We start from the raw sequence: 19,565 nt of genomic DNA, 5'->3' as shown, positions 1-19,565 counted from the left end.
ATGCCCTGAACCGCCGCAAGCGGGGGCGCTGCCCCGACACGCTTTCGCTTATTCGGCGGCTTCCGCCTCGGCCTCTTCTTCGGCCTTTTGCACCGCCCACATGCCCGCATAGCGGCCCCCGCGTGCGAGCAACTCTTCATGCGTGCCTTCTTCGGTGATCACACCCTGTTCGAGCACCACAATTCGGTCCGCATCAACAATGGTGGAAAGCCGGTGCGCGATCACAATCACCGTGCGGCCCCGTTCCATCGCATCAAGGCTTTCTTGGATGTCGCGTTCGGTCTGGGTATCAAGCGCCGAGGTCGCTTCATCCAAGAGTAAGATCGGCGGGTCTTTGAGCAGCGTGCGCGCAATGCCGACGCGTTGCTTCTCCCCACCCGAAAGCTTCAGGCCGCGCTCGCCCACTTGGGTCTCATAGCCTTCGGGCAAGCTCATCACGAAGTCATGGATCTTGGCCTTTTTCGCCGCGGCCTCGATCTCTTCTTGCGTGGCCTCGGCCTTCCCATAGGCGATGTTATAGCGGATCGTGTCGTTGAAAAGCACCGTGTCTTGCGGCACCACGCCAATCGCCTCATGCAGGCTTTCTTGCGTGACCGCGCGCAGGTCTTGCCCGTCAATCGTGATTGCGCCGCCCGTCACCTCATAGAAGCGGAACAAGAGCCGCCCAATGGTGGATTTGCCCGAGCCAGAGGGGCCAACCAGCGCCACCTTCTGCCCCGCGCCCACCGGAAGCGTCACCCCTTTGAGGATCGGACGATCCGGGTAATAGGCGAAATCGACGTTTTCAAAACGGATTTCCCCGCCCGTGACCTTGATCGGCTTGGCATCCGGCGCGTCTTGGATTTCGGCGGGTTGATGCAGCAGATCGAACATCTCGCCCATATCGACAAGCGCTTGACGAATTTCGCGATACACCGTGCCCAAGAAGCCAAGCGGCATGGTGATTTGGATCATATAGGCCTGCACCATGACGAAATCGCCCACGGTGAGCGTGCCCGCTTGCACCTCGAGCCCCGCCATCACCATTACCGCCACAAGACCGGTGGTGATGATCAGCGCTTGGCCGGCGTTGAGCGCGGCAAGGCTTTGCCCAGTTTTCACCGCCGCTTGTTCATAATGGTGCATCGAGGCGTCATAGCGCTTTGCCTCGCGCTTTTCGGCGCCGAAATACTTCACCGTTTCAAAGTTCAGCAGGCTGTCGATCGCTTTTTGGTTCGCGTCGCTATCGGCCTCGTTCATCTTTTTGCGGATCGAAACGCGCCATTCGGTGATGCGGAACGTATAGGTGACATAGGTCCAGATCGTGCCAACGACGACCAGCGCATAGCGCCAGTCAAACAGAAACGCGAAGATCAGCGTGACCAGCGTCAGCTCCAAAATCAGCGGGCCGACCGAGAACAGCATGAAGCGCAAAAGGAAGTCGACGCCCTTCACCCCACGCTCAACGATGCGCGACAGCCCGCCGGTTTTGCGGGTGATGTGATAGCGCAAAGAAAGCGCGTGGATGTGTTGGAAGGTCTCAAGCGCCAATTGGCGAAGCGCGCGTTGTGCCACGCGCACAAAGACCGCGTCACGCAATTCGCCAAAGCCAACCGACATCAGACGCGCCACGCCATAGGCTACGGTGAGCGCAATCGCGCCCAGCGGCAAGAGCCAGGCTTCCGAGCGGCCCTCGCCCGCCAGCACATCAACGGCAGCTTTGTAAAGGAAGGGCGTGCAGACCGCGACAATCTTGGCCGTGATCAAAAACGCCATCGCAATCATCACGCGCTTCTTCACCCAAGGGTGATCGGCGGGCCACAGATACGGCGCGACCGAGCGAATTGTGCGCCAACCGCGCGCGCGCTCGGATTTGTCCATCTTGCCAGCTTGCGTAATCTGAGAGGGCGGCATTAGCCCCTCCTTCCAAAACATCTTTAAGGGAGTCGGGGTCAGGCCCCTGCGGGGGGCAACCTAAAAGCCGTGGCGGGATTGTCCAGTGCCAAGTGGGCGCGGCCTCGGCCCACAGCCCGCAACGGCACGCGGTTTGCCCAAGGCAAAACCAACGCGCATAGGCCGCGCCTATTCGGGCAGCGTAAAGACCTGCCCGGGGTAGATCCGGTCGGGGTCACGGATTTGGTCGCGGTTCGCCTCAAATATCTGCACGTAAAGATAGGGGTCGCCATAGGTCGCCCCGGCAATCGCCCAAAGCGTGTTGCCCGCCGCGATCGTCACAGCACGGGTGCGCGGCGGCCCGGAGGCGGGTGCCGATTGAGGCGCAGAGGCCTTTGCTGGCTCAGGCTGCGGCGCGGCGGTTGCAACCGTCTCGGGTTGCGGCGGCGCGGTGGTGAGCATGGCACTGGCCTGCGGCAGATCGGGCATTGGGGCAAGGGCCGCCTCCAAAACTGGCGGTGCCACGCCTTCAAAGGCTTGTTCGGCACGTGCGAGCACTTTGCCCGCCGCATCCAGCGCATCGACGCGCAGGCTATGCGGCCCGGCAGCGGCGGCAGGCAAGCGCATCGACCAATCCCCCGTGCTGCCCGCTTGCACAAGCCCGACCTCGGCATTGTCGATATAGGCGCGCAAAAGCGCCGCCTCGGGCGCGCCCCGGCCCGACAGCGTGATCGTGTCATCGGGCGCGAAAGCCAGCGTGTCGATCACCAAATCGACGGCCGCGCCCGCCAGCACGCGAGTGGTGCCGGTCTCAGCATCGGTGACCAGCGGCTTTTCGGCCAAAACCTGCGCCGCCTCCACCTGTTCGGCCACGGCGTCAGGGGCCGCACCTGCCTCGGTCGCCGCCTGCGCAAGGGCAAGCGGGCTTGGCGCGACGGTCAGGCTTTCGCCCGCCACTTGCGCGACGCCATCTTCCCCGGTCACCCGGAGCTGCAGCGCACGCGGTTCGGCAGAAGGGTCAATATCCACGAGTGCGGCAAAGGCTCCGGTGGCGTTGGGGGTCACCGTCTCAATCACCGCGCCTTCAAGCAGCAATTCCACCTGCGCACCGGGCGCCACGGTGCCCGCCAAAGTTAGTGCCCCTTCAGGCGTCACGCGCAAAGCATCATAGCGGGCCACGGGGGCGGGCTCTGGGTCCGGCTGCACATCTTCCGCCAAAACGGGCGCAGGCTCGGGCTCCGGGGCCACAACTTCGGGCGATGTTTCCTGTGCAAGCACAGGCTCTGGCACGATTTCTGGCGCAGGCTCCACCGCGAGCGCGGGCGCAACGGCGGGTTCTGTGACCGCCTCCGGCATGGCCAGCTTGGGTTCCGGTGCGGGCGCGGGCGTCAGATCGCGCCCGGAGAAACTCCACCAACCATAGCCCGCGAGCGCCAGCACCAGCGCGCTCGCCCCGCCGAGCCAAGCCCCGCCCCGAATTCCACCTTCGGACATCGCGCGATCCTTCTTCGTCTTGGCAGCCACCCGCCGCTTGAGTGCGCTCATCTGACCCGGTATCACGAAGGAAAGCAACTCCCGCCAAAGTCGAATTTTCCCATAAGGACCGTCAGATGAGTGCTTCCTCCCCCGTCAAACCCGCCCGTTCGGTCTGTGTGTTCTGCGGCTCGCGCCACGGCACCCGCGCCGCCTATACCAATGATGCCCAAGCCACCGGGCAAATGCTGGCGCGGCGCGGCTGGCGGTTGGTTTATGGGGCGGGCGATGTGGGGCTGATGGGCGAGGTCGCGCGCGCCGCACAAGAGGCCGGGGCCGAGACCTTTGGCGTGATCCCCGAACATCTGTTTCGCCTTGAGGTCGGCAAGCGCGATCTGAACACTTTCATCGTCACCGAAAACATGCATGAGCGCAAAAAGGTCATGCATATGAACTCGGATGCGGTGGTGGTGCTGCCCGGCGGCGCGGGCAGTTTGGATGAGTTTTACGAGGTGCTCACATGGCGCCAGATCGGGCTGCATGAAAAGCCGATCTATCTGCTCAATACCGAGGGCTATTGGAACCCGCTCTTGGCGCTCAATGACCATGTGGTGGCGGAGGGGTTTGCCAGCGCAAGCCTTTTGGACATGGTGCAAGTGATCGACACGGTCGAAGCGCTGGAGACCGCGCTCGACACCGCTTTTAGCTAAACGCCTCTCGCAAAGGGTGCTGGGGCGCTACCCCCGCAAGCTCAGCCTTTGCGGCGCAGGCTGGCGGCGGAATAGAGTGCCAAAGCGCCCCAAATCAGCGGGAAGGCGACCGCATGGGCCGCGGTGAAGGGTTCGGCAAAAACCACAACCGCCACAAGGAATTGCAGCGTGGGGTTAAGGTATTGCACCAGCCCCAAAGTGGCCATGCGCACCCGCCGCGCCGCATAGGAAAAGAGCATCAAAGGCCCGCCGGTCAAAATGCCGGAAAAAGCCAGCATCACCGAATGGCTGAGGCTTTGCCCAAAGGCCCCAGAATGGGGCGGCAGACCAAACCAGCCAAAGTGCTTCGCCGCCAGTAGCCCCACCGCAAGCGGCACCAAAATCACCACCTCGGCCAAAACCGAGATCACAGGCGGCACTTCGATGCGCTTTTTGATCAGCCCATAAAGGCCAAAAGTGCCCGCGAGCAGAAGCGCAATCCAAGGTGCCGCGCCCAAGGCCCAAGTCAGGTAACCCACCGCGACGGCGGCAATGGCCACAGCCATCCCTTGGGCGCGCCCCATCTTTTCGCCAAAGACTGCCATACCCAAAGCCACGGCGACCAACGGGAAGATGTAGTAGCCGAGCGAAGCTTCGACCGCATGTCCGTTTTGCACCGACCAAATAAAACCAAACCAGTTGATTGAAATAACCACGGCGGCAACCAGCAGCACCCGCAAAGCGCGGCTTCGTAGCGCCGCCCAAAGCACCGCGCCCCGGCCCTGCGCCGCGACCACCGCCCCCAAAAAGACCGCCGACCAGATTGTGCGATGCGCCAAGACCTCGGTCGGGGGCACCTCAGAGAGCGCCTTATAATAGATGCCCGACAGCCCCCAAACCACGCAGGCCGCAACAATCGCCCAAAAGCCTTTGGTGGTCTCTTGCATCGCTTTCTCCTGCGTCAAAACGCTTAAGAGCCCGCCCTTGCGGCGCCGTCAAGCGCGACTTGACCAAAGCTGCGCCGGGTGGCATTTTTCACCCCGCAACCCCTTTGGGCGCTGAGCGCGGTCCGGCTATATCCGGGCAACCGCGGCGCTTCGGCCCCATCGTGCAATGGTTGCCACGAGTCTGACGGGGTCGATTTCAGGAGCCCCGTGATGAAAACAATCATCGAACCCTTTCGCATCAAATCGGTTGAGCCGATCCGCCTGACCTCGCGCCCCGAGCGTGAGCGGATGCTGGCGGAGGTTGGCTATAACCTGTTTGGTCTGCATTCCGACGATGTGCTGATTGACCTTCTCACCGATTCCGGCACTGGCGCGATGTCTTCGCACCAATGGGCGGCGGTGATGCGCGGCGATGAAAGCTATGCCGGCTCGCCCAGCTTCACCCGCTTTGAAGCGGCGGTGAAGAACCTGATGCCGTTCAAACATGTGATCCCCACCCACCAAGGCCGTGCGGCGGAAGCGATCTTGTTTTCGATCTTTGGGGGCGCGGGCAAATGCATCCCGTCGAACACCCATTTTGACACCACGCGCGGCAATATCGAGGCTTCGGGCGCGCAAGGCGATGACCTTGTGATTGCCGAGGGCAAAGACCCGCAAAGCCTGCATCCGTTTAAAGGCAATATGGATCTGGACAAGCTCGAAGCTTACCTGCAAGAGCATGGTGATGCCGTGCCGGTGGTGATGCTGACCATCACCAACAATGCGGGCGGCGGCCAGCCGGTCAGCCTTGAAAACATTCGCGGTGTGGCCGCGCTTGCGCATCGCTTTGGCAAGCCCTTCATCATTGATGGCTGCCGCTTTGCCGAAAACGCGTGGTTCATCAAATGCCGCGAAGAGGGGCAAGCCGATCGCACCATCCCCGAGATCGTGCGCGATTGCTTTGCCGTGGCCGATGGCATGACGATGTCGGCCAAGAAAGACGCGTTTGGCAATATTGGTGGCTGGCTCGCGCTCAATGATGATGATCTGGCCGAGCAAGCGCGCGGGCACCTGATCCGCACCGAGGGATTTGTGACCTATGGCGGACTTGCGGGGCGCGATTTGGATGCGCTGGCACAAGGTCTGAGCGAGATCGTGGAAGAAGATTATCTGCGCTACCGCATCCGCACCAATGAATACATCGTGGAACGGCTCGATGCGATGGGCATTCCGGTGGTGAAACCGGCGGGCGGGCATGCGGTCTTTATTGATGCGCGCGCGTGGCTCGACCATATTCCGCCGCTGCAATACCCCGGTCAGGCTTTGGCCGTGGCGCTTTATGAAATTGCGGGCATCCGCTCTTGTGAGATTGGCACCGCGATGTTTGGCCGCCAGCCCGATGGGTCTGAAAAGCCCGCCGCGATGGATTTGGTGCGCCTTGCCTTCCCGCGCCGCACCTATACGCAAAGCCATGCCGATTACATCGTCGAGGCCTTTGAAGAGGTGGTAGCCGCGAAAGACAGCCTGCGCGGCTATAAGATCGTGAAAGAGCCGAAGCTGATGCGCCACTTCACCTGCCGGTTCGAAAAGCTTTAAGGGCGGGAACCGGGCCAAGGCTTACGGAGCGACACAAAATAAAACCGGCCCCCAAAGGGGCCGGTTTCGTCTTTCCGGAGGTTATTTCGGTGCCTCAGAGACGCGAGGCGACGTTTTCCCAGTTCACCAGCTTGTCGAGGAAGTTGGTGAGGTAGGCCGGGCGCTTGTTGCGGAAGTCGATGTAATAGCTGTGCTCCCACACGTCGCAGCCAAGCAAAGCGGTTTGGCCAAAGCACAGCGGGTTCACGCCGTTTTCGGTCTTGGTGACTTTCAGCGCGCCATCGGTGTCTTTCACCAGCCACGCCCAGCCCGAGCCGAATTGCGCGGCGCCCGCAGCGGCGAAGTCTTCTTTGAATTTCTCAACCGAGCCGAAGCTTTCGACCAGCGCTTTTTCCAGCTCGCCCGGCATCACTTTGCCGCCCGGCCCCATCATTTCCCAAAACTGGGCGTGGTTCCAATGCTGCGACGCGTTGTTGAAAATGCCCGATTGCGCCACGGCGCCCGCGGCATAGGTGCCTTTGACGATCTCTTCGACCGATTTGCCTTCCCATTCTGTGCCCGCGATCAGCTTATTGCCGTTATCGACATAGGCTTTGTGGTGCAGGTCGTGGTGGTATTCGAGCGTTTCCGCCGACATGCCCAGACCAGCAAGCGCATCATGGGCATAGGGAAGATCGGGAAGTTCAAAAGCCATTGGATTGATCCTTTTTTCGGTTCTGTTGCGACTAAATGAAGCACCGAAAGCGCCAAGGTCAAGGGCAAGCAGCGGATAAATTCTGCACAGCCCTCGGGCCCTAGGTGCACATTAGCCGATGTCGTCTTCTGTGGTCTTGCGCGCCTCGGCTGCCGCCTTCATCCGGGCCAGCAGATCCGCCTTGTCCGCGCCCTTGCCAAAGGGGTTCTTGGCCGAGCCTTTGGCATTGTGCTCGGCGTGACGCGGCGCGTTTTGGCCCGGCTTCACGCCGCCTGATTTTGAATAGTCCATGAGTGGTCTCCCGTTTCACATAGTGTCGCGTGAAACGGGGGGAGTTGCAATGTCGCAGCCTTATTCTTCGCGGCAGGCCCCTTCGCCGCGGAAGGTATTGGAAAAGCCGCGGGGGATCATCGACAGGCTAGCGCGGTTCGTCACTTTGACGATGGTGAGTTTGTAATCGAGGTAGGGCGCATATTGGCTGCCGCTGTCACGCGCCCCCTTGACGGTCCAAGCATAGGTTGTCCGACGGGCGTTATCGACGGTGATGCGTGCGGTGACAGGTTGCCCATGCACATGCGCAATGACGGGATCATAGGCCACGGTCTTGCCAGACTTATCGACCACCACAAAAATCTCAGGCTGAATCCAGTTCCCGCGCGGGCGCTGGGTCATCGTACAACTGATCAGCTTGCCGCCGGGCGGTGCTTTGAAGCTCGGGCGCGGTGATTTGGAAAATGCAGGTGACGCAAGGCAGGCAAGCACAGCAACACACGCGAAAATGGGCTTAAACATCGAATACTCCAACAAAGTGCGCGGCCTTTGTTCCACCCGCCTTTGGGACGCGCAAGCAAAAAGGGGGGCAAAGCCCCCCAATCCTTGCCCGAGTGATTTTCACCCGACACTCGTTTGAAAACAGGGGGAAGCCCCCTGCCCGGCTTAGTAGATCTCGCCACCTTTGCGCGACGAAACCTCCAAAAGGCCCATCATGTAACCGGCCACCGAACGGAAGCAGATCACGCTGAGTTCTTCGGGGCCCGAGCGCCAGACGGCGGCGGCCACTTGGGCGGCACGCGAGCGGCGCATCTCGCCCGCTTCAAGGGTTTCAAAGTCGATGGGGCAGAGCTTCATCAGCACTTCATCGCCTTTGGCGCCTGAAACGGTGAACATCGCGCGGGCATCCGACACATTGGTCACAAGCGCATGTTCCTTGGCCAAAGCCTGTTCCAGATCAGCGGTGACTTGTGCGGCTTCTTCATAGCCGCACAGAACCAAAAGCTCATCCGGGCTCATCCAAGCGACCGAGCGGGCGCCTTCGGTCACGATGGCGCGTTGTGCCGGGACTTTAAGCCCCAGCGCCTTGAGCCCTTTGGCAAGTGCCTTGGAGTCCAAATCAGCGCGCAGGGTGACCATGCCCTTCAGACCCGCCTCGGTGACAGTGGCAAAGCCGGTGTGGGATTGCCCGTTCAGTGCAGAAACGGCCTTAGACATCGGCTTTCTCCCCTGCTTTGTCGTAGAACACCGGATCGACGATCCGCGCTTGGAGCACCACGCCATTGTCGGCGGGGAAATCAAGCACTTCGCCCATCCGCTCCGGCCCGTGTTTCACCAGACCCATCGCGATGCCTTTTTTCAGCATCGGCGAATAATAGGTGGAGGTCACGCGGCCTTGCACGTTGCGCTGGTTGTTCTCGTTCACGCCTTGATCCACGGCATAAACGCCATCGGGCAGCACCGTGCCATCAAGCGTTTCAAGCCCCACAAGCCGCCACCGATCCGGGTCGGCCATATGGGTGCGCAGTTGCGCGCGCTTGCCAAGGAAGTCTTCCTTCTTCTTGGAAATCGCCCAGCCAAGGTTGAGGTCTTGCGGGATCACCGTGCCATCGGTTTCGTCACCGATCATGATGAAGCCTTTTTCGGCGCGCATCACGTGCAGAGCTTCGGTACCGTAAGGCATGGCGCTGAACTCGGCCCCGGCCTCGTTCAGTTTTTCCCAAAGCGCGAGGCCCATATTCGCGGGGACCGCGATTTCATAGGACAACTCGCCCGAGAACGAAATCCGGTAGATCCGCACCGGGAAGCCACCAAGCTCGCCTTCTTTGAAGGTCATGAAGGGCAGCGCCTCTTTCGAGACATCCATCCCGCCGAGTTTCTCAAGCAGCTTGCGCGCTTTCGGGCCGACCACGGCGATTTGCGCATATTGCTCGGTCAGGTTGGCGGTATAGACCTTCCAATCCCACCATTCGCATTGCAGCCAATCTTCCATATGGCCGTGGATGTGATCCGCCCCACCCGAGGTGGTGTGGCACAGCCAAGTGTCTTCGGCCAGACGCACGACAACACCATCGTCGATCAGGAAGCCGTTGTCCGAGCACATCAGACCATAGCGGCATTTACCGACCGGCAGGGTCGACATCATGTTGGTATACATCATGTCGAGGAATTTGCCGGCATCGGGCCCTTTGACGACGATTTTGCCGAGCGTCGAAGCGTCAAGCAGGCCCACATTGGTGCGGGTGTTGACGATCTCGCGGTTGACACTGTCGCGATGCCCCTCGCCCGCACGCGGGTAGGTATAGGGGCGGCGCCACAGGCCCACCGGCTCCCAATGCACGCCATGCGCTTCGTGCCAGCCATGCATCGGCGTTTTGCGCAGCGGTTGGAAAATTTCGCCGCGCGCTTCGCCGGTGACCGCGCCGAAGGAGATCGGCGTGTAGGGCGGGCGGAAGGTGGTGGTGCCGGTTTGCGGAATGGCTTGGCCAAGCGCATCAGAAAGCACGGCCAGACCGTTGATATTGCTGAGCTTACCTTGATCGGTGGCCATCCCAAGCGTGGTATAGCGCTTGGTATGCTCAACCGAGGCATAGCCTTCGCGGGCGGCCAATTGCACGTCCGAAACCTTCACGTCGTTTTGGAAGTCGAGGAAGGATTTGAATTTGAGATCATTGCCAGCCTTGGCGGGCATGATCCAAACCGGGGTGATCGGGTGTTCTTCTTCCGCACCACCTGCAATGCCAGCCTCGGCGCAAAGCGCGGTAAGCGTCAGCGCGCCATTGGCGGAACCGACCACTTCGGCAATCGGCTGGCCTTTGTCGCCCACCGGCGGACGGGCCGGATCGGGGCGGAACATCGCGCCCGCTTCATCCCACATCACCTTGCCGCCCGAATGCGAATAAAGGTGCACGACCGGCGACCAACCGCCCGACATCGCCACACAATCGCAGCCCAGCACATCTTCAACGCTGCCGGTGCCGTTTTGACGGCAGATTTCCACCGCCACAACGCCCGACTTGCCGCGCACTTTGGAGATCGCATGGCCTTCAAGCACTTTCACGCCACGCTCTTTGACCGCCTGCACGAGCGGGCCATTGGCCATTTCGCGCGCGTCGATCACGGCAACGACTTTTTGCCCGGCATCGAGCGCACAAAGCGCGGTGCGATAGGCATCGTCGTTGTTGGTCACAACCACGATTTCCTTGCCCGGAGAAACCGCCCAGTTGACGATATAATCGCGCACGGCAGAGGCGAGCATGACGCCCGGCACATCGTTGCCCGCAAACGCCAGCGGGCGTTCAATCGCGCCCGAAGCCACTTTGGTCAGGCCCGCGCGGACACGCCACAACCGGTGGCGCGGACGGCCATCACCCGGGGTGTGGTCAGCCACACGTTCGTAAAGGATCGCATAGCCGTGGTCATGAAGCCCCGCCACCATCGTACGGGTCATCAGACGGACATTGTCCATCTTGCCAAGGGCTTCGAGGGTTTTCTTCACCCAAGCCTCGGGGTCCATGCCGTCGATCTCACCGCCATCGACAGGCGCACGCCCGCCCCAATGCGCGGTTTGCTCGGCTACGAGAACGCGTTTGCCCTCTGCCGCCGCTTTCAGCGCCGCCATCAGGCCTGCAACACCGCCGCCCGCAACCAGCACGTCGCAATAGGCATAGGCTTGTTCATAGCGGTCCGCGTCGGCTTTGGTCGGCGCAGCGCCAAGGCCCGCCGCTTGCCGTACGATCGGCTCAAAGAGTTTGTGCCACGCCCAAGTGGAGACCATGAAGGTCTTGTAGTAAAAGCCCGCGGGCAGCATCCGATAGGCGTAGTCGTTGATCGCGCCCACATCGAAAGCGAGCGTCGGCCAGTGGTTTTGGCTCGAAGCCACAGCACCGTTGAACAGCTCGGTGGTGGTGGCGCGCTGATCGGGCTCCAGCCGGTCGCCTTTGCCGAGGTTCAACAGCACGTTCGGCTCTTCCACGCCCGAGGCCACAAGCCCACGCGCGCGGTGATATTTGAACGAGCGGCCCAACAGCGATTTGCCAGCCCCGAGCAGCGCCGAGGCAAGCGTGTCGCCCTCATAGCCTTTGTAGCGGGAATGGTTGAAGGTGAAGGTCAGTTCCTTCGAGCGGTCAATCAGACGGCCGCCCGTTTTCAGACGTTGGCTCATTTGTAGCCCTCCCAACCGGGGCGTTTTTCTTTGATTTTGGCAATCAGCTCGGCGGGGGGTTCGGTCGTTTGCGCCGGATAGGAGCCAAAAACCTCAAGCGTGGCAGTGCAGCGCGCGGTCAAAAACCACTTGCCGCAGCCATAGGCATGGCGCCAGCGCTCAAAATGCACGCCTTTGGGGTTTTTGCGGGCGAACATATAGGTTTCAAACTCTTCGTCCGACGAGCCGGGGCCAAAGCGTTTCAGATGCGCCTCGCCGCCGGGGGCCAATTCGGTCTCCTCGACGGTCACGCCGCAACAGGGGCAGGTGAGTGTCAGCATGTCAGCGGGCCTTCTTGATGACGCGCGCCGGGTTTTGCGCCCCGGCAAAGTGGAAAGAAGTCGGGTTGCAGCACAGCATCAGTGCGCCACCCCGGCGGCAACGCTCTCGTCGATGAACTGGCCTTCTTTGAAGCGTTTGAGGCTGAAATCGGCGGCCAAGGGCGAATATTCTTTGGCGACAAGTTCCGCCATCGCATAGCCCGAACCCGGGATCGCCTTGAAGCCGCCGGTGCCCCAGCCGCAGTTGACATAGATGCCCTCGACCGGGGTTTTCGACAGGATCGGCGAGCGGTCGCCGGTCATGTCCACAATGCCACCCCATTGGCGCAGCATCTTGAGCCGCGAGATCACCGGGAAGGTTTCCACCAAGGCACGGGTCGTTTGCTCGACATGGTGCCACGAGCCGCGTTGGGTGTAGTTGTTGAACCCGTCGGTGCCGCCGCCAATGACCAATTCGCCCTTGTCGGATTGCGACATGTAGCCGTGCACGAGGTTCGCCATCACCACCACGTCAATGGTCGGTTTGATCGGCTCAGACACCCAAGCTTGCAGCGCGGCGGATTCGATCGGCAGACGGAAGCCCGCCATTTCGGCCAGAACGCTCGAATGGCCGGCAACGACCATGGCGAGCTTGTTGCAATCGATCTCACCTTTGGTGGTGTTCACGCCCACAACCTTGCCGCGCGCGGTGCGCACGCCGGTCACTTCGCAGTTTTGGATGATATCCATGCCCATTGCCGAGCATTTGCGGGCATAGCCCCAAGCCACCGCATCGTGGCGCGCGGTGCCACCGCGTTCTTGATAAAGCGCGCCCAGAACCGGGTAGCGCGGCCCGTCGATGTTCAGGATCGGCACGAGGCTTTTGACCTCATCGCGTTCGATCCAGCGGGTTTCGACGCCTTGCAGGTTGTTGGCATAGACGGTGCGCTTGTAGCCGCGCATCTCATGTTCGGACTGCGCCAGCATCAAAAGGCCGCGCGGGCTGAACATTACGTTGTAGTTCAGGTCAGCGCTCAGCTCTTCGTAAAGCGAACGCGCCTTTTCATAGATCGCCGCCGACGGATCTTGCAGATAGTTCGAGCGGATGATCGTGGTATTGCGGCCCGTGTTACCGCCGCCAAGCCAGCCCTTTTCGATGATGGCCACATTGGTGATGCCATGCACCTTGCCAAGGTAGTAAGCCGTGGCCAGCCCGTGGCCACCCGCGCCGACGATGATCACGTCATAGCGTTTTTTCGGTTCAGGCGATGCCCAGGCCTTTTCCCATCCGGAATGGTAGCGCAGCGCCTCGCGCGCAACGGCGAAGATCGAATAACGTCTCATCGGCCCTCTCTGGGTTGGGAAGCAGTGGCGACTCTGTCGCATGTTTTTTCTTAGATGAACCTCCCTGCCCCCCGAAAGCCCCCCTCAAGCGGCATCCGAGAGAAAAAAGCGACATTGCACGTGCAGCATGAACACGAGGCTGTGAGGAACGGGGCTGTGAGGAGCGCCCCGCGCGCTTGGCTCTTTCTGGAACGGTTCGAAACCGCTAAGGGGAAAGCGGAGAAGAGGAGACCCGATGCTGTTCTGGATCATCTGCGCCACTTTGGTGGCTGCCATCGCCTTTGCCCTTGCGATCACGCTGTTGCGCCCGCGCGGGGCCGAGGTGCCCGCTGCCGTGCAAGATATGCAGGTGTATCGCACGCAATTGGCCGAGGTGGAAAAAGACCGCGCGCGCGGCGTGCTGGCGCCAGAAGAGGCGGATCGGCTGAAAATCGAAATCTCGCGCCGCCTGCTCGAAGCAGATCGCGCCGCGCAAGCCGCAATGGTGCAAGCGGGCGGGCAAGCGCCGCGCGGGTTGACCGTTGCGATGGCTGGGATTGTGGTTGCCGCCCTTGCGGGCACCTTCTTCCTTTATGATTGGCTGGGGGCAAATGGCATGCCCGATGAGCCGATGGCGAAGCGCATTGCGGCGGCCAATGACAGCTACACAAGCCGCCCCTCGCAAGAAGAGGCGGAAAAGGTCGCCTTGGCCGAGCGCGGCCCGACGCCGGAGGTTCCGCAAGAGTTCCAAGAACTTATGGAGCGCCTGCGCAAAGCCGTGCAAGATCGCCCCAACGATATTCGCGGGCTTGACCTTCTCGCCGTGAACGAGATGCAGGTCGGCAATTATCATGCCGGATGGGAGGCACAACGGCGGCTGATCGCGCTCAAAGGCGACAGCGCCACCGCAGAAGATTACGCGCGTCTGGGCGAGTTCATGTTCATCGCGGCAGGCCAAGGCATCATTACCCCCGAGACCGAAGCCGCCTTTGCCACCGCGCTCGACAAAGACCGCACCAATGCGCGCGCGCTTTTCTACCTTGGTCTGATGATGGGGCAAAACCAGCGCCCAGACCGTGCGTTTCGGCTGTGGGATGCAGCTTTGCGCGTCTCGGCCCCCGAAGATCCTTGGGTGCCGCTGATCATGCAAAATATCGACGCGCTTGCATGGCTGGCGGGCGAGGATGATTACACCGCACCGATGCCGGTGCCGCGCGGCCCGACCGCCGAAGATTTGGCCGCCGCGCAAGATATGCCTCCGGCAGAGCGCGCGCAAATGGTGCGCGGCATGGTCGAGGCGCTCAATGCGCGGATGGCCAATGAAGGCGGCACGATCGACGATTGGGAAAAACTGATCTCGTCTTTGCGGATCATTGGCGAGGCGGAGCGTGCCGGGGCCATCGCTGGCGAGGCACGCGAGAAATTCGCCAACCGCGCCGAAGATCTTGCGCGGATCGAGGCCGCTGCCGCCACACCTTTGGGCGAAAAAGTGGAAGACCCCGCCCCCGCCGCGCCGATGATGCCCGGCCCAAGCGCCGAGCAGGTGCAAGCCGCAGGCGAAATGAGCGCCGAGGATCGACAAGCGATGATCGAAGGCATGGTCGAGCGCCTCGTGACCCGCCTTAACGAAGAAGGCGGCAGCGTGGAGGAATGGACTCGCGCGATTGGCGCGCTCTCCACCATCGGCAAAACGGATGAGGCGAAAGAGATGCTCGCCAAAGCCCGTGCCGCCTTGGCCGAGGATGCGCAAGCCCTTGCCGCGCTTGAGGCCGCTGCCAAATCCGCCGGGGTAAGCGAATGATCTGTGCTAGCATCGAAGAGTTTGCCACCGCCCTGCCCCGCATTGGCGGTTTGGCGGGGCTTGACCTTGGCACCAAGACACTTGGGGTCTCTATCTCTGACGGGTTGCGCTCAATCTCCACGCCCTTGCGCACCATCCGGCGGCAAAAGTTCACGCTCGATGCGGCGGAGCTTTTGAAGATCGTGGAGGAGCGCGAAATTGTCGGGCTGGTGCTCGGTCTGCCAATGAATATGGATGGCTCCGAGGGCCCGCGCGCGCAATCCACCCGCGCCTTTGCGCGTAACCTTGAAAAGCTCACCCCCCTGCCGATTGCCTTTTGGGATGAGCGTTTGTCGACCGTCGCGGCCGAACGCGCGATGCTTGAGGCGGATTTATCTCGAAAACGTCGCGCCGAATTGGTGGACCATGTGGCTGCGGGCTTTATCTTGCAAGGCGCGCTCGACCGGCTCGGGCACCTTCGGAGACAGGCCAATGACGGATGACGTCTGGAAACGTGACGAGATTCAAAGCCCCTGCGTGAAGCTGTGTCAAATCCACCGCGAGGAACGGATTTGCATCGGATGCTACCGCAGTTTGGACGAAATCGGCCAATGGTCGGTGCTTTCGCCCGAAGAACGCCGCGCGATTATGGCAGAGCTGCCAGCCCGCGCGCCACGCCTTGCCAAACGCCGCGGTGGGCGCGCAGCCCGGCAGAGCGAGTAAGGGGGCGCTTACGCGCCCGGAACCACCATATACAGATCGAAGCTATCGCCGAGATGACCTGAGAAGACCTTATCGCCCAGACGCACCTTTGGCGCGGCCCCCAGATAGGTGTTCAGCATCAAAACGTTTGTGGGCCAATCGGCAAAATGGGTCGCCTCAATCTGCGCGAGATAATCGCCCAACCGATGCGCCCCAATCGCCTCTTTCGCGGCACGGTTCACAACGCCATCAAGATTGATGACCCGGATGTGCTTTTCCGCATAGGGCGCACTTTCCGCCCACCATCCCAAGGCTCCGGATTGCATCGCCGCCAAGACCGCGTCTGCGGGAAGCTGGTCCAAAATCCCTTCCACCTGCCGCGTGTACCCCCGATCTGTGCGCAGCATCATCGGGTTGGAAAGCACGCGCAGATGGGTTGAGGCACTGATCGCGATCAAAACACCCCCAAGCGCAAGCGCACCAACGACCCGCCCTGCGCGCGCCTCCACCTGCGCGGCAAAGGTGAGGACCAGCAAGATCGTCGAAAACAGCAAAACCGGGTTCAAATAGCGATCAAAGAACCAAAAGGCGGGCAAATAGAACAGATAGAACCCCAGATAAAGCAACCCCGAAAGCGCAAGGACGCCACCGAGATTCATGGCCCGTGCGCGCCAAAGCTGCGCCAGCCCCGCCAACAAGCTGCCCAGAACGATGATGGCACCAATCCCCAAAACACGATCTGAAAGCAGCGTATCAAGGGCGATCCCAATTCGGTTGAGCCCCATCATCGGGCCAAGTTTTTCAATCGTGTGATGAAACTCCACAATTTGGCGCACTGCGGCGCCACTTTCGGGCACTGGTGCGCCGAAGCGCAGGCAGTAAAGCACCCAAGGCAGCACAACGACCGCCGCCACAAAGGCCACGACTGCGGTGCGCAAGACCCCAAGCCGGGAAAGCCCCCAAAGCCCGGCTGGCAGCAGGAAAAGCACACTGTCAATCCGCGCCAAAAGTGCCGCGCCCGCAACGCCACCAATGATTGCGGCACGCGCAAAAGACCCCTGCCCGTCCGTCCCCTGCACCAGCCAAAGCACCCAGAGCAGAAGCGCAGCCGCGAGCGAGGTTTCCAGCCCATTGAGTGCGTTGCCAGAAAGCCCGGGCGACACCGCAACCAGTGCCGCCGTTACGAGACCCGGCCAAAGCGTGCGGCTTTCGCGTGTGGCCAGCATCCCCGCCAAGGCCGCCGTCAGCGCACCAAAGCCCGCCGAGACAACCACCGCCCCGAGCACCAGCGTTTTCGGGTCCGAAAACAGCAAAAACAGCGGCAGTTCAAACAACACGATCAGCGGCTGCAAGCCGGAGGTCTGAATAATTCCATCCGTGCTAAGGCCCCGGCCTTCAAACAGGTTCCGCGCGATGGAAAGCGTATAATAGGTGTCATCGGGCAAAAAGCGCCCGTCAACCTGCGCAAATCCAAGGCGCAAATAGGCAATGCTCAGCGCGAGCGACAGAAGCGCACCAAACGCGCCAACGAAGAGAAGCCGAGACGTTTTCATTGCCAAATCTTTTGAAACCGGACTGAGGCGCATAGGGCGACGGATTATGGATATTTCAGCGAGACGCGCCCCATAGGAAACCCCAAGACGGCGTTAAACGAAAGGCATAGGGGCGGTTTTGCCGCCCCAAACTGTCTCAAATCGTTTGATTTGCAGCCCCGCCATCGACCAAGATGTTTTGCCCGACGATGAAGCTGGCCTGCGCGGAACACAGGAAGGCACAGACCGCGCCGAAATCCGCCGGCGATCCATAGCGCCCCGCCGGGATCGCAGCGGCGCGTTTGGCGGCGGCTTCCTCGAGGCTGATCCCTTCGGCTTTCGCCACCGGACCATCGAGCGTCACCATCCGGTCGGTCGCGTGAATGCCGGGCAACAGGTTGTTCACCGTCACGCCCGAGCCCGCCACCTGCCGCGCCATCCCCGCAACAAACCCCGTGAGCCCGGTGCGCGCGGTATTGGAAAGGCCAAGCTGTGCAATCGGCGCTTTCACCGCCGCCGAGGTGATGTTGACCACCCGCCCCCAGCCGCGCGCCTGCATACCGGGCACAAGCGCCTGCATCAGCGCGATGGGGGAGAGCATATTCGCCTCGATCGCGGCCAGAAAATCGGCGTGATCCCAGTCTGTCCAGACCCCGGCAGGCGGGCCACCAGCGTTATTGACCAAAATGTCCACAGCGCCTGCGACCTCAAGCACCTTGGCGCGGCCCTCGGGCGTGGTGATATCGGCCGCCACGGGCGTAACCGGCACGCCATAGGTTGCCGCGATTTCAGCCGCGGTTTTCTCCAGCGCCTCTGCCCCACGCGCATTGAGCACAATTTCAACACCCGCTGCCGCCAAAGCCTCCGCGCAGCCGCGCCCCAGCCCCTTGGAGCCCGCACAGACAAGCGCGCGTTTTCCGCTCAATCCCAGATCCATTGATCCCTCCTGTTTGCGCCCCAACTAAGCCGCCGCGCCCCCGCGTCCACCCCGAAAGCCGGTTTATCTTGACCTATGGGCAGGCGCTGATTAACCGAAACAGACGAAACACCGCCAAAGGCACCGTGCCTGACGTGTTGGAGCAGCCATGACTTCCTCGCCCCACCTGCCGCCGCAGGTTGTCCATGTTTATGAGGCGGACCTGATCTGGGTCACCTCGGGCGCCAATCATGGCGATGCGCTGGACCTTGCGGCACTCAGCGAACCGGGCGACGTTTATCAACTCGACCGCGATGCCAAACCGCTGCGGCTGCTGCTCTCTGCCGACCCAGACGCCGGGCAGATCATTTGCCCGGGCTCAGAGGTGGGCCAAGCGGGCGAGCAAATCCGCCTTGTGGCGCGGCATGTGATGATCACGCCCGAGGGCGATACGGTCGATATTTTGCTGATCCACCACGAAGAGGCGCATCAGTTCTATGCACTGCCGCTTTCGCCGATCATCCCGCGGGTGGATTACACGCTCTTGGAAGCGACCGACGATCCGGGCGATGTGCGGCTGTCTGACCTTGTCTGCATTGCCTTTACCACCGGCACGCTGATCACCATGGCGGGCGGCGCGCAGCGGCCGATTGAGACGCTCACCCCCGGCGAGCGCGTGCTGACCCGCGACAACGGCCCGCAACCGGTGCGGCTTGTGGCCAAAACCACGCTCCGCGCTTTGGGCAGCTTTGCGCCGGTGGTGATTTCGGCGGGCACTTTGGGCAATGAAAGCGATCTGGTCGTCGCGCCGCATCACCGGGTGTTTCTCTATCGGCGCGGCGAGCGGCGGCTGGGCGACACCGCCGAGATTTTGGTGCAGGCAAAGCACCTTGTCGATGGCGAGCATGTCTGGCGGCGCGAGGGCGGCTATGTCGATTACTATGCGCTGGTCTTTGACCATCACGAGATCGTCTATGCCGAAGGCGTGCCCGTCGAAAGCCTGCAGGTGAGCGAGGCGACGCTGAGCCTGATGCCCGAGGAGCTTACCGCCGAAATCCGCGCCCGCCTGCCCGATCTGACCCACACGCCCCATTTCGGCACCGAGGCGGGCAAAGACCTGCTGGATATGGTGGGCCGCGAAGCGCTGTTTCGCAAAAAAGACTGAAGGCGCTTGGGAGGCCGCGCAGGGGGCTCGCCGCCCCCTCTTGGGCTGCGCCCAATTCACCCCGCAGATATTTGTGCCAAGGTGAATGGGGAAGGCTTGGGGTGTGCGGTGCGGGCCGCCCCTGATCCGGGGGGAGCGCTTTGGAACAGATGTGCTGGGCACT

18 protein-coding genes are annotated in these 19,565 nt (G+C 61.7%); 6 read left to right on the top strand and 12 right to left on the bottom strand.

The features are described 5' to 3' along the window. Nucleotides 1-48: 48 nt before the first annotated feature. Both BW967_RS01175 and BW967_RS18880 read right to left on the bottom strand, forming a co-directional pair. Nucleotides 49-1,860 carry an ABCB family ABC transporter ATP-binding protein/permease gene (locus BW967_RS01175; RefSeq protein WP_076483563.1) on the bottom strand — a complete coding sequence of 604 codons (1,812 nt, stop codon included), beginning with the start codon at nucleotides 1,858-1,860 and terminating at the stop codon, nucleotides 49-51. 201 nt (nucleotides 1,861-2,061) lie between these two features. Next, a complete protein-coding gene (locus BW967_RS18880) occupies nucleotides 2,062-3,366 on the bottom strand; it encodes a LysM peptidoglycan-binding domain-containing protein (protein WP_108188564.1) in 1,305 nt (434 codons plus the stop codon). Nucleotides 3,367-3,482: 116 nt separating this feature from the next. Between BW967_RS18880 and BW967_RS01165 the strand changes: the two genes are divergently transcribed. After that, on the top strand, nucleotides 3,483-4,055 hold the full coding sequence (locus BW967_RS01165) for an LOG family protein (protein WP_076483205.1): 573 nt from the start codon (nucleotides 3,483-3,485) through the stop codon (nucleotides 4,053-4,055). Nucleotides 4,056-4,096: 41 nt separating this feature from the next. On the opposite strand, the gene rarD is transcribed toward BW967_RS01165, so the two are convergent. Beyond that, on the bottom strand, nucleotides 4,097-4,981 hold the full coding sequence (gene rarD / locus BW967_RS01160; RefSeq protein WP_076483204.1) for an EamA family transporter RarD: 885 nt from the start codon (nucleotides 4,979-4,981) through the stop codon (nucleotides 4,097-4,099). A 210-nt stretch (nucleotides 4,982-5,191) separates the two neighbouring features. On the opposite strand from rarD, the gene BW967_RS01155 reads away from it, so the two are divergent. Further along, a complete protein-coding gene (locus BW967_RS01155) occupies nucleotides 5,192-6,556 on the top strand; it encodes a tryptophanase (protein ID WP_076483203.1) in 1,365 nt (454 codons plus the stop codon). Between the two features lie 94 nt (nucleotides 6,557-6,650). Here BW967_RS01155 and BW967_RS01150 read toward each other — a convergent pair whose 3' ends face one another. The 7 genes from BW967_RS01150 to BW967_RS01120 form a co-directional block, all read right to left on the bottom strand. Then, a complete protein-coding gene (locus BW967_RS01150; protein WP_076483202.1) occupies nucleotides 6,651-7,250 on the bottom strand; it encodes a superoxide dismutase in 600 nt (199 codons plus the stop codon). Nucleotides 7,251-7,361: 111 nt separating this feature from the next. Continuing rightward, nucleotides 7,362-7,541: a hypothetical protein gene (locus tag BW967_RS01145; RefSeq protein WP_076483201.1), complete on the bottom strand. Its 180-nt coding sequence runs from the start codon at nucleotides 7,539-7,541 to the stop codon at nucleotides 7,362-7,364. Between the two features lie 60 nt (nucleotides 7,542-7,601). Then, nucleotides 7,602-8,042, bottom strand: coding sequence for a hypothetical protein (locus BW967_RS01140; RefSeq protein ID WP_076483200.1), 441 nt, complete (start codon nucleotides 8,040-8,042; stop codon nucleotides 7,602-7,604). Nucleotides 8,043-8,186: 144 nt separating this feature from the next. Continuing rightward, on the bottom strand, nucleotides 8,187-8,738 hold the full coding sequence (locus BW967_RS01135) for a sarcosine oxidase subunit gamma (protein ID WP_076483199.1): 552 nt from the start codon (nucleotides 8,736-8,738) through the stop codon (nucleotides 8,187-8,189). Then, nucleotides 8,731-11,685: a sarcosine oxidase subunit alpha family protein gene (locus BW967_RS01130; RefSeq protein WP_076483198.1), complete on the bottom strand. Its 2,955-nt coding sequence runs from the start codon at nucleotides 11,683-11,685 to the stop codon at nucleotides 8,731-8,733. Before BW967_RS01130 ends, BW967_RS01135 begins: the two co-directional genes overlap by 8 nt. Continuing rightward, nucleotides 11,682-12,005, bottom strand: coding sequence for a sarcosine oxidase subunit delta (locus BW967_RS01125; protein ID WP_076483197.1), 324 nt, complete (start codon nucleotides 12,003-12,005; stop codon nucleotides 11,682-11,684). The genes BW967_RS01130 and BW967_RS01125 overlap by 4 nt, the downstream gene beginning before the upstream one ends. 78 nt (nucleotides 12,006-12,083) lie before the next feature. Beyond that, the gene (locus BW967_RS01120; protein WP_076483196.1) at nucleotides 12,084-13,328 is read right to left on the bottom strand and encodes a sarcosine oxidase subunit beta family protein; all 1,245 of its coding nucleotides are present in this window, start codon (nucleotides 13,326-13,328) and stop codon (nucleotides 12,084-12,086) included. 235 nt (nucleotides 13,329-13,563) lie between these two features. Here BW967_RS01120 and ccmI point away from each other — a divergent pair, with 235 nt between their 5' ends. From ccmI to BW967_RS01105, 3 genes are read left to right on the top strand one after another with little or no spacing between them, the layout of a single operon-like run. Further along, nucleotides 13,564-15,108: a c-type cytochrome biogenesis protein CcmI gene (ccmI, locus tag BW967_RS01115; RefSeq protein WP_076483195.1), complete on the top strand. Its 1,545-nt coding sequence runs from the start codon at nucleotides 13,564-13,566 to the stop codon at nucleotides 15,106-15,108. After that, nucleotides 15,105-15,590 (top strand): Holliday junction resolvase RuvX, encoded by a 486-nt coding sequence (gene ruvX / locus BW967_RS01110; RefSeq protein WP_076483194.1) that lies wholly within the window; start codon nucleotides 15,105-15,107, stop codon nucleotides 15,588-15,590. The genes ccmI and ruvX overlap by 4 nt, the downstream gene beginning before the upstream one ends. Then, complete coding sequence (locus BW967_RS01105) at nucleotides 15,580-15,810, top strand: DUF1289 domain-containing protein (protein WP_076483193.1); 231 nt, start codon at nucleotides 15,580-15,582, stop codon at nucleotides 15,808-15,810. The genes ruvX and BW967_RS01105 overlap by 11 nt, the downstream gene beginning before the upstream one ends. An 8-nt stretch (nucleotides 15,811-15,818) precedes the next feature. On the opposite strand, the gene BW967_RS01100 is transcribed toward BW967_RS01105, so the two are convergent. Both BW967_RS01100 and BW967_RS01095 read right to left on the bottom strand, forming a co-directional pair. Further along, entirely contained in the window at nucleotides 15,819-17,342 is a 1,524-nt protein-coding gene (locus BW967_RS01100; RefSeq protein WP_076483192.1) for a hypothetical protein, read from the bottom strand. A gap of 136 nt (nucleotides 17,343-17,478) precedes the next feature. Further along, nucleotides 17,479-18,258, bottom strand: coding sequence for an SDR family oxidoreductase (locus BW967_RS01095; RefSeq protein ID WP_076483191.1), 780 nt, complete (start codon nucleotides 18,256-18,258; stop codon nucleotides 17,479-17,481). Between the two features lie 148 nt (nucleotides 18,259-18,406). On the opposite strand from BW967_RS01095, the gene BW967_RS01090 reads away from it, so the two are divergent. Continuing rightward, nucleotides 18,407-19,402, top strand: coding sequence for a Hint domain-containing protein (locus tag BW967_RS01090; RefSeq protein ID WP_076483190.1), 996 nt, complete (start codon nucleotides 18,407-18,409; stop codon nucleotides 19,400-19,402). Nucleotides 19,403-19,565: the final 163 nt, after the last annotated feature.

This window comes from Rhodobacter aestuarii (genome assembly GCF_900156655.1).
Lineage (GTDB): Bacteria > Pseudomonadota > Alphaproteobacteria > Rhodobacterales > Rhodobacteraceae > Rhodobacter > Rhodobacter aestuarii.
Note: the sequence above shows the minus strand (reverse complement) of the source record. Positions and strands in the feature narration are given on the sequence as shown.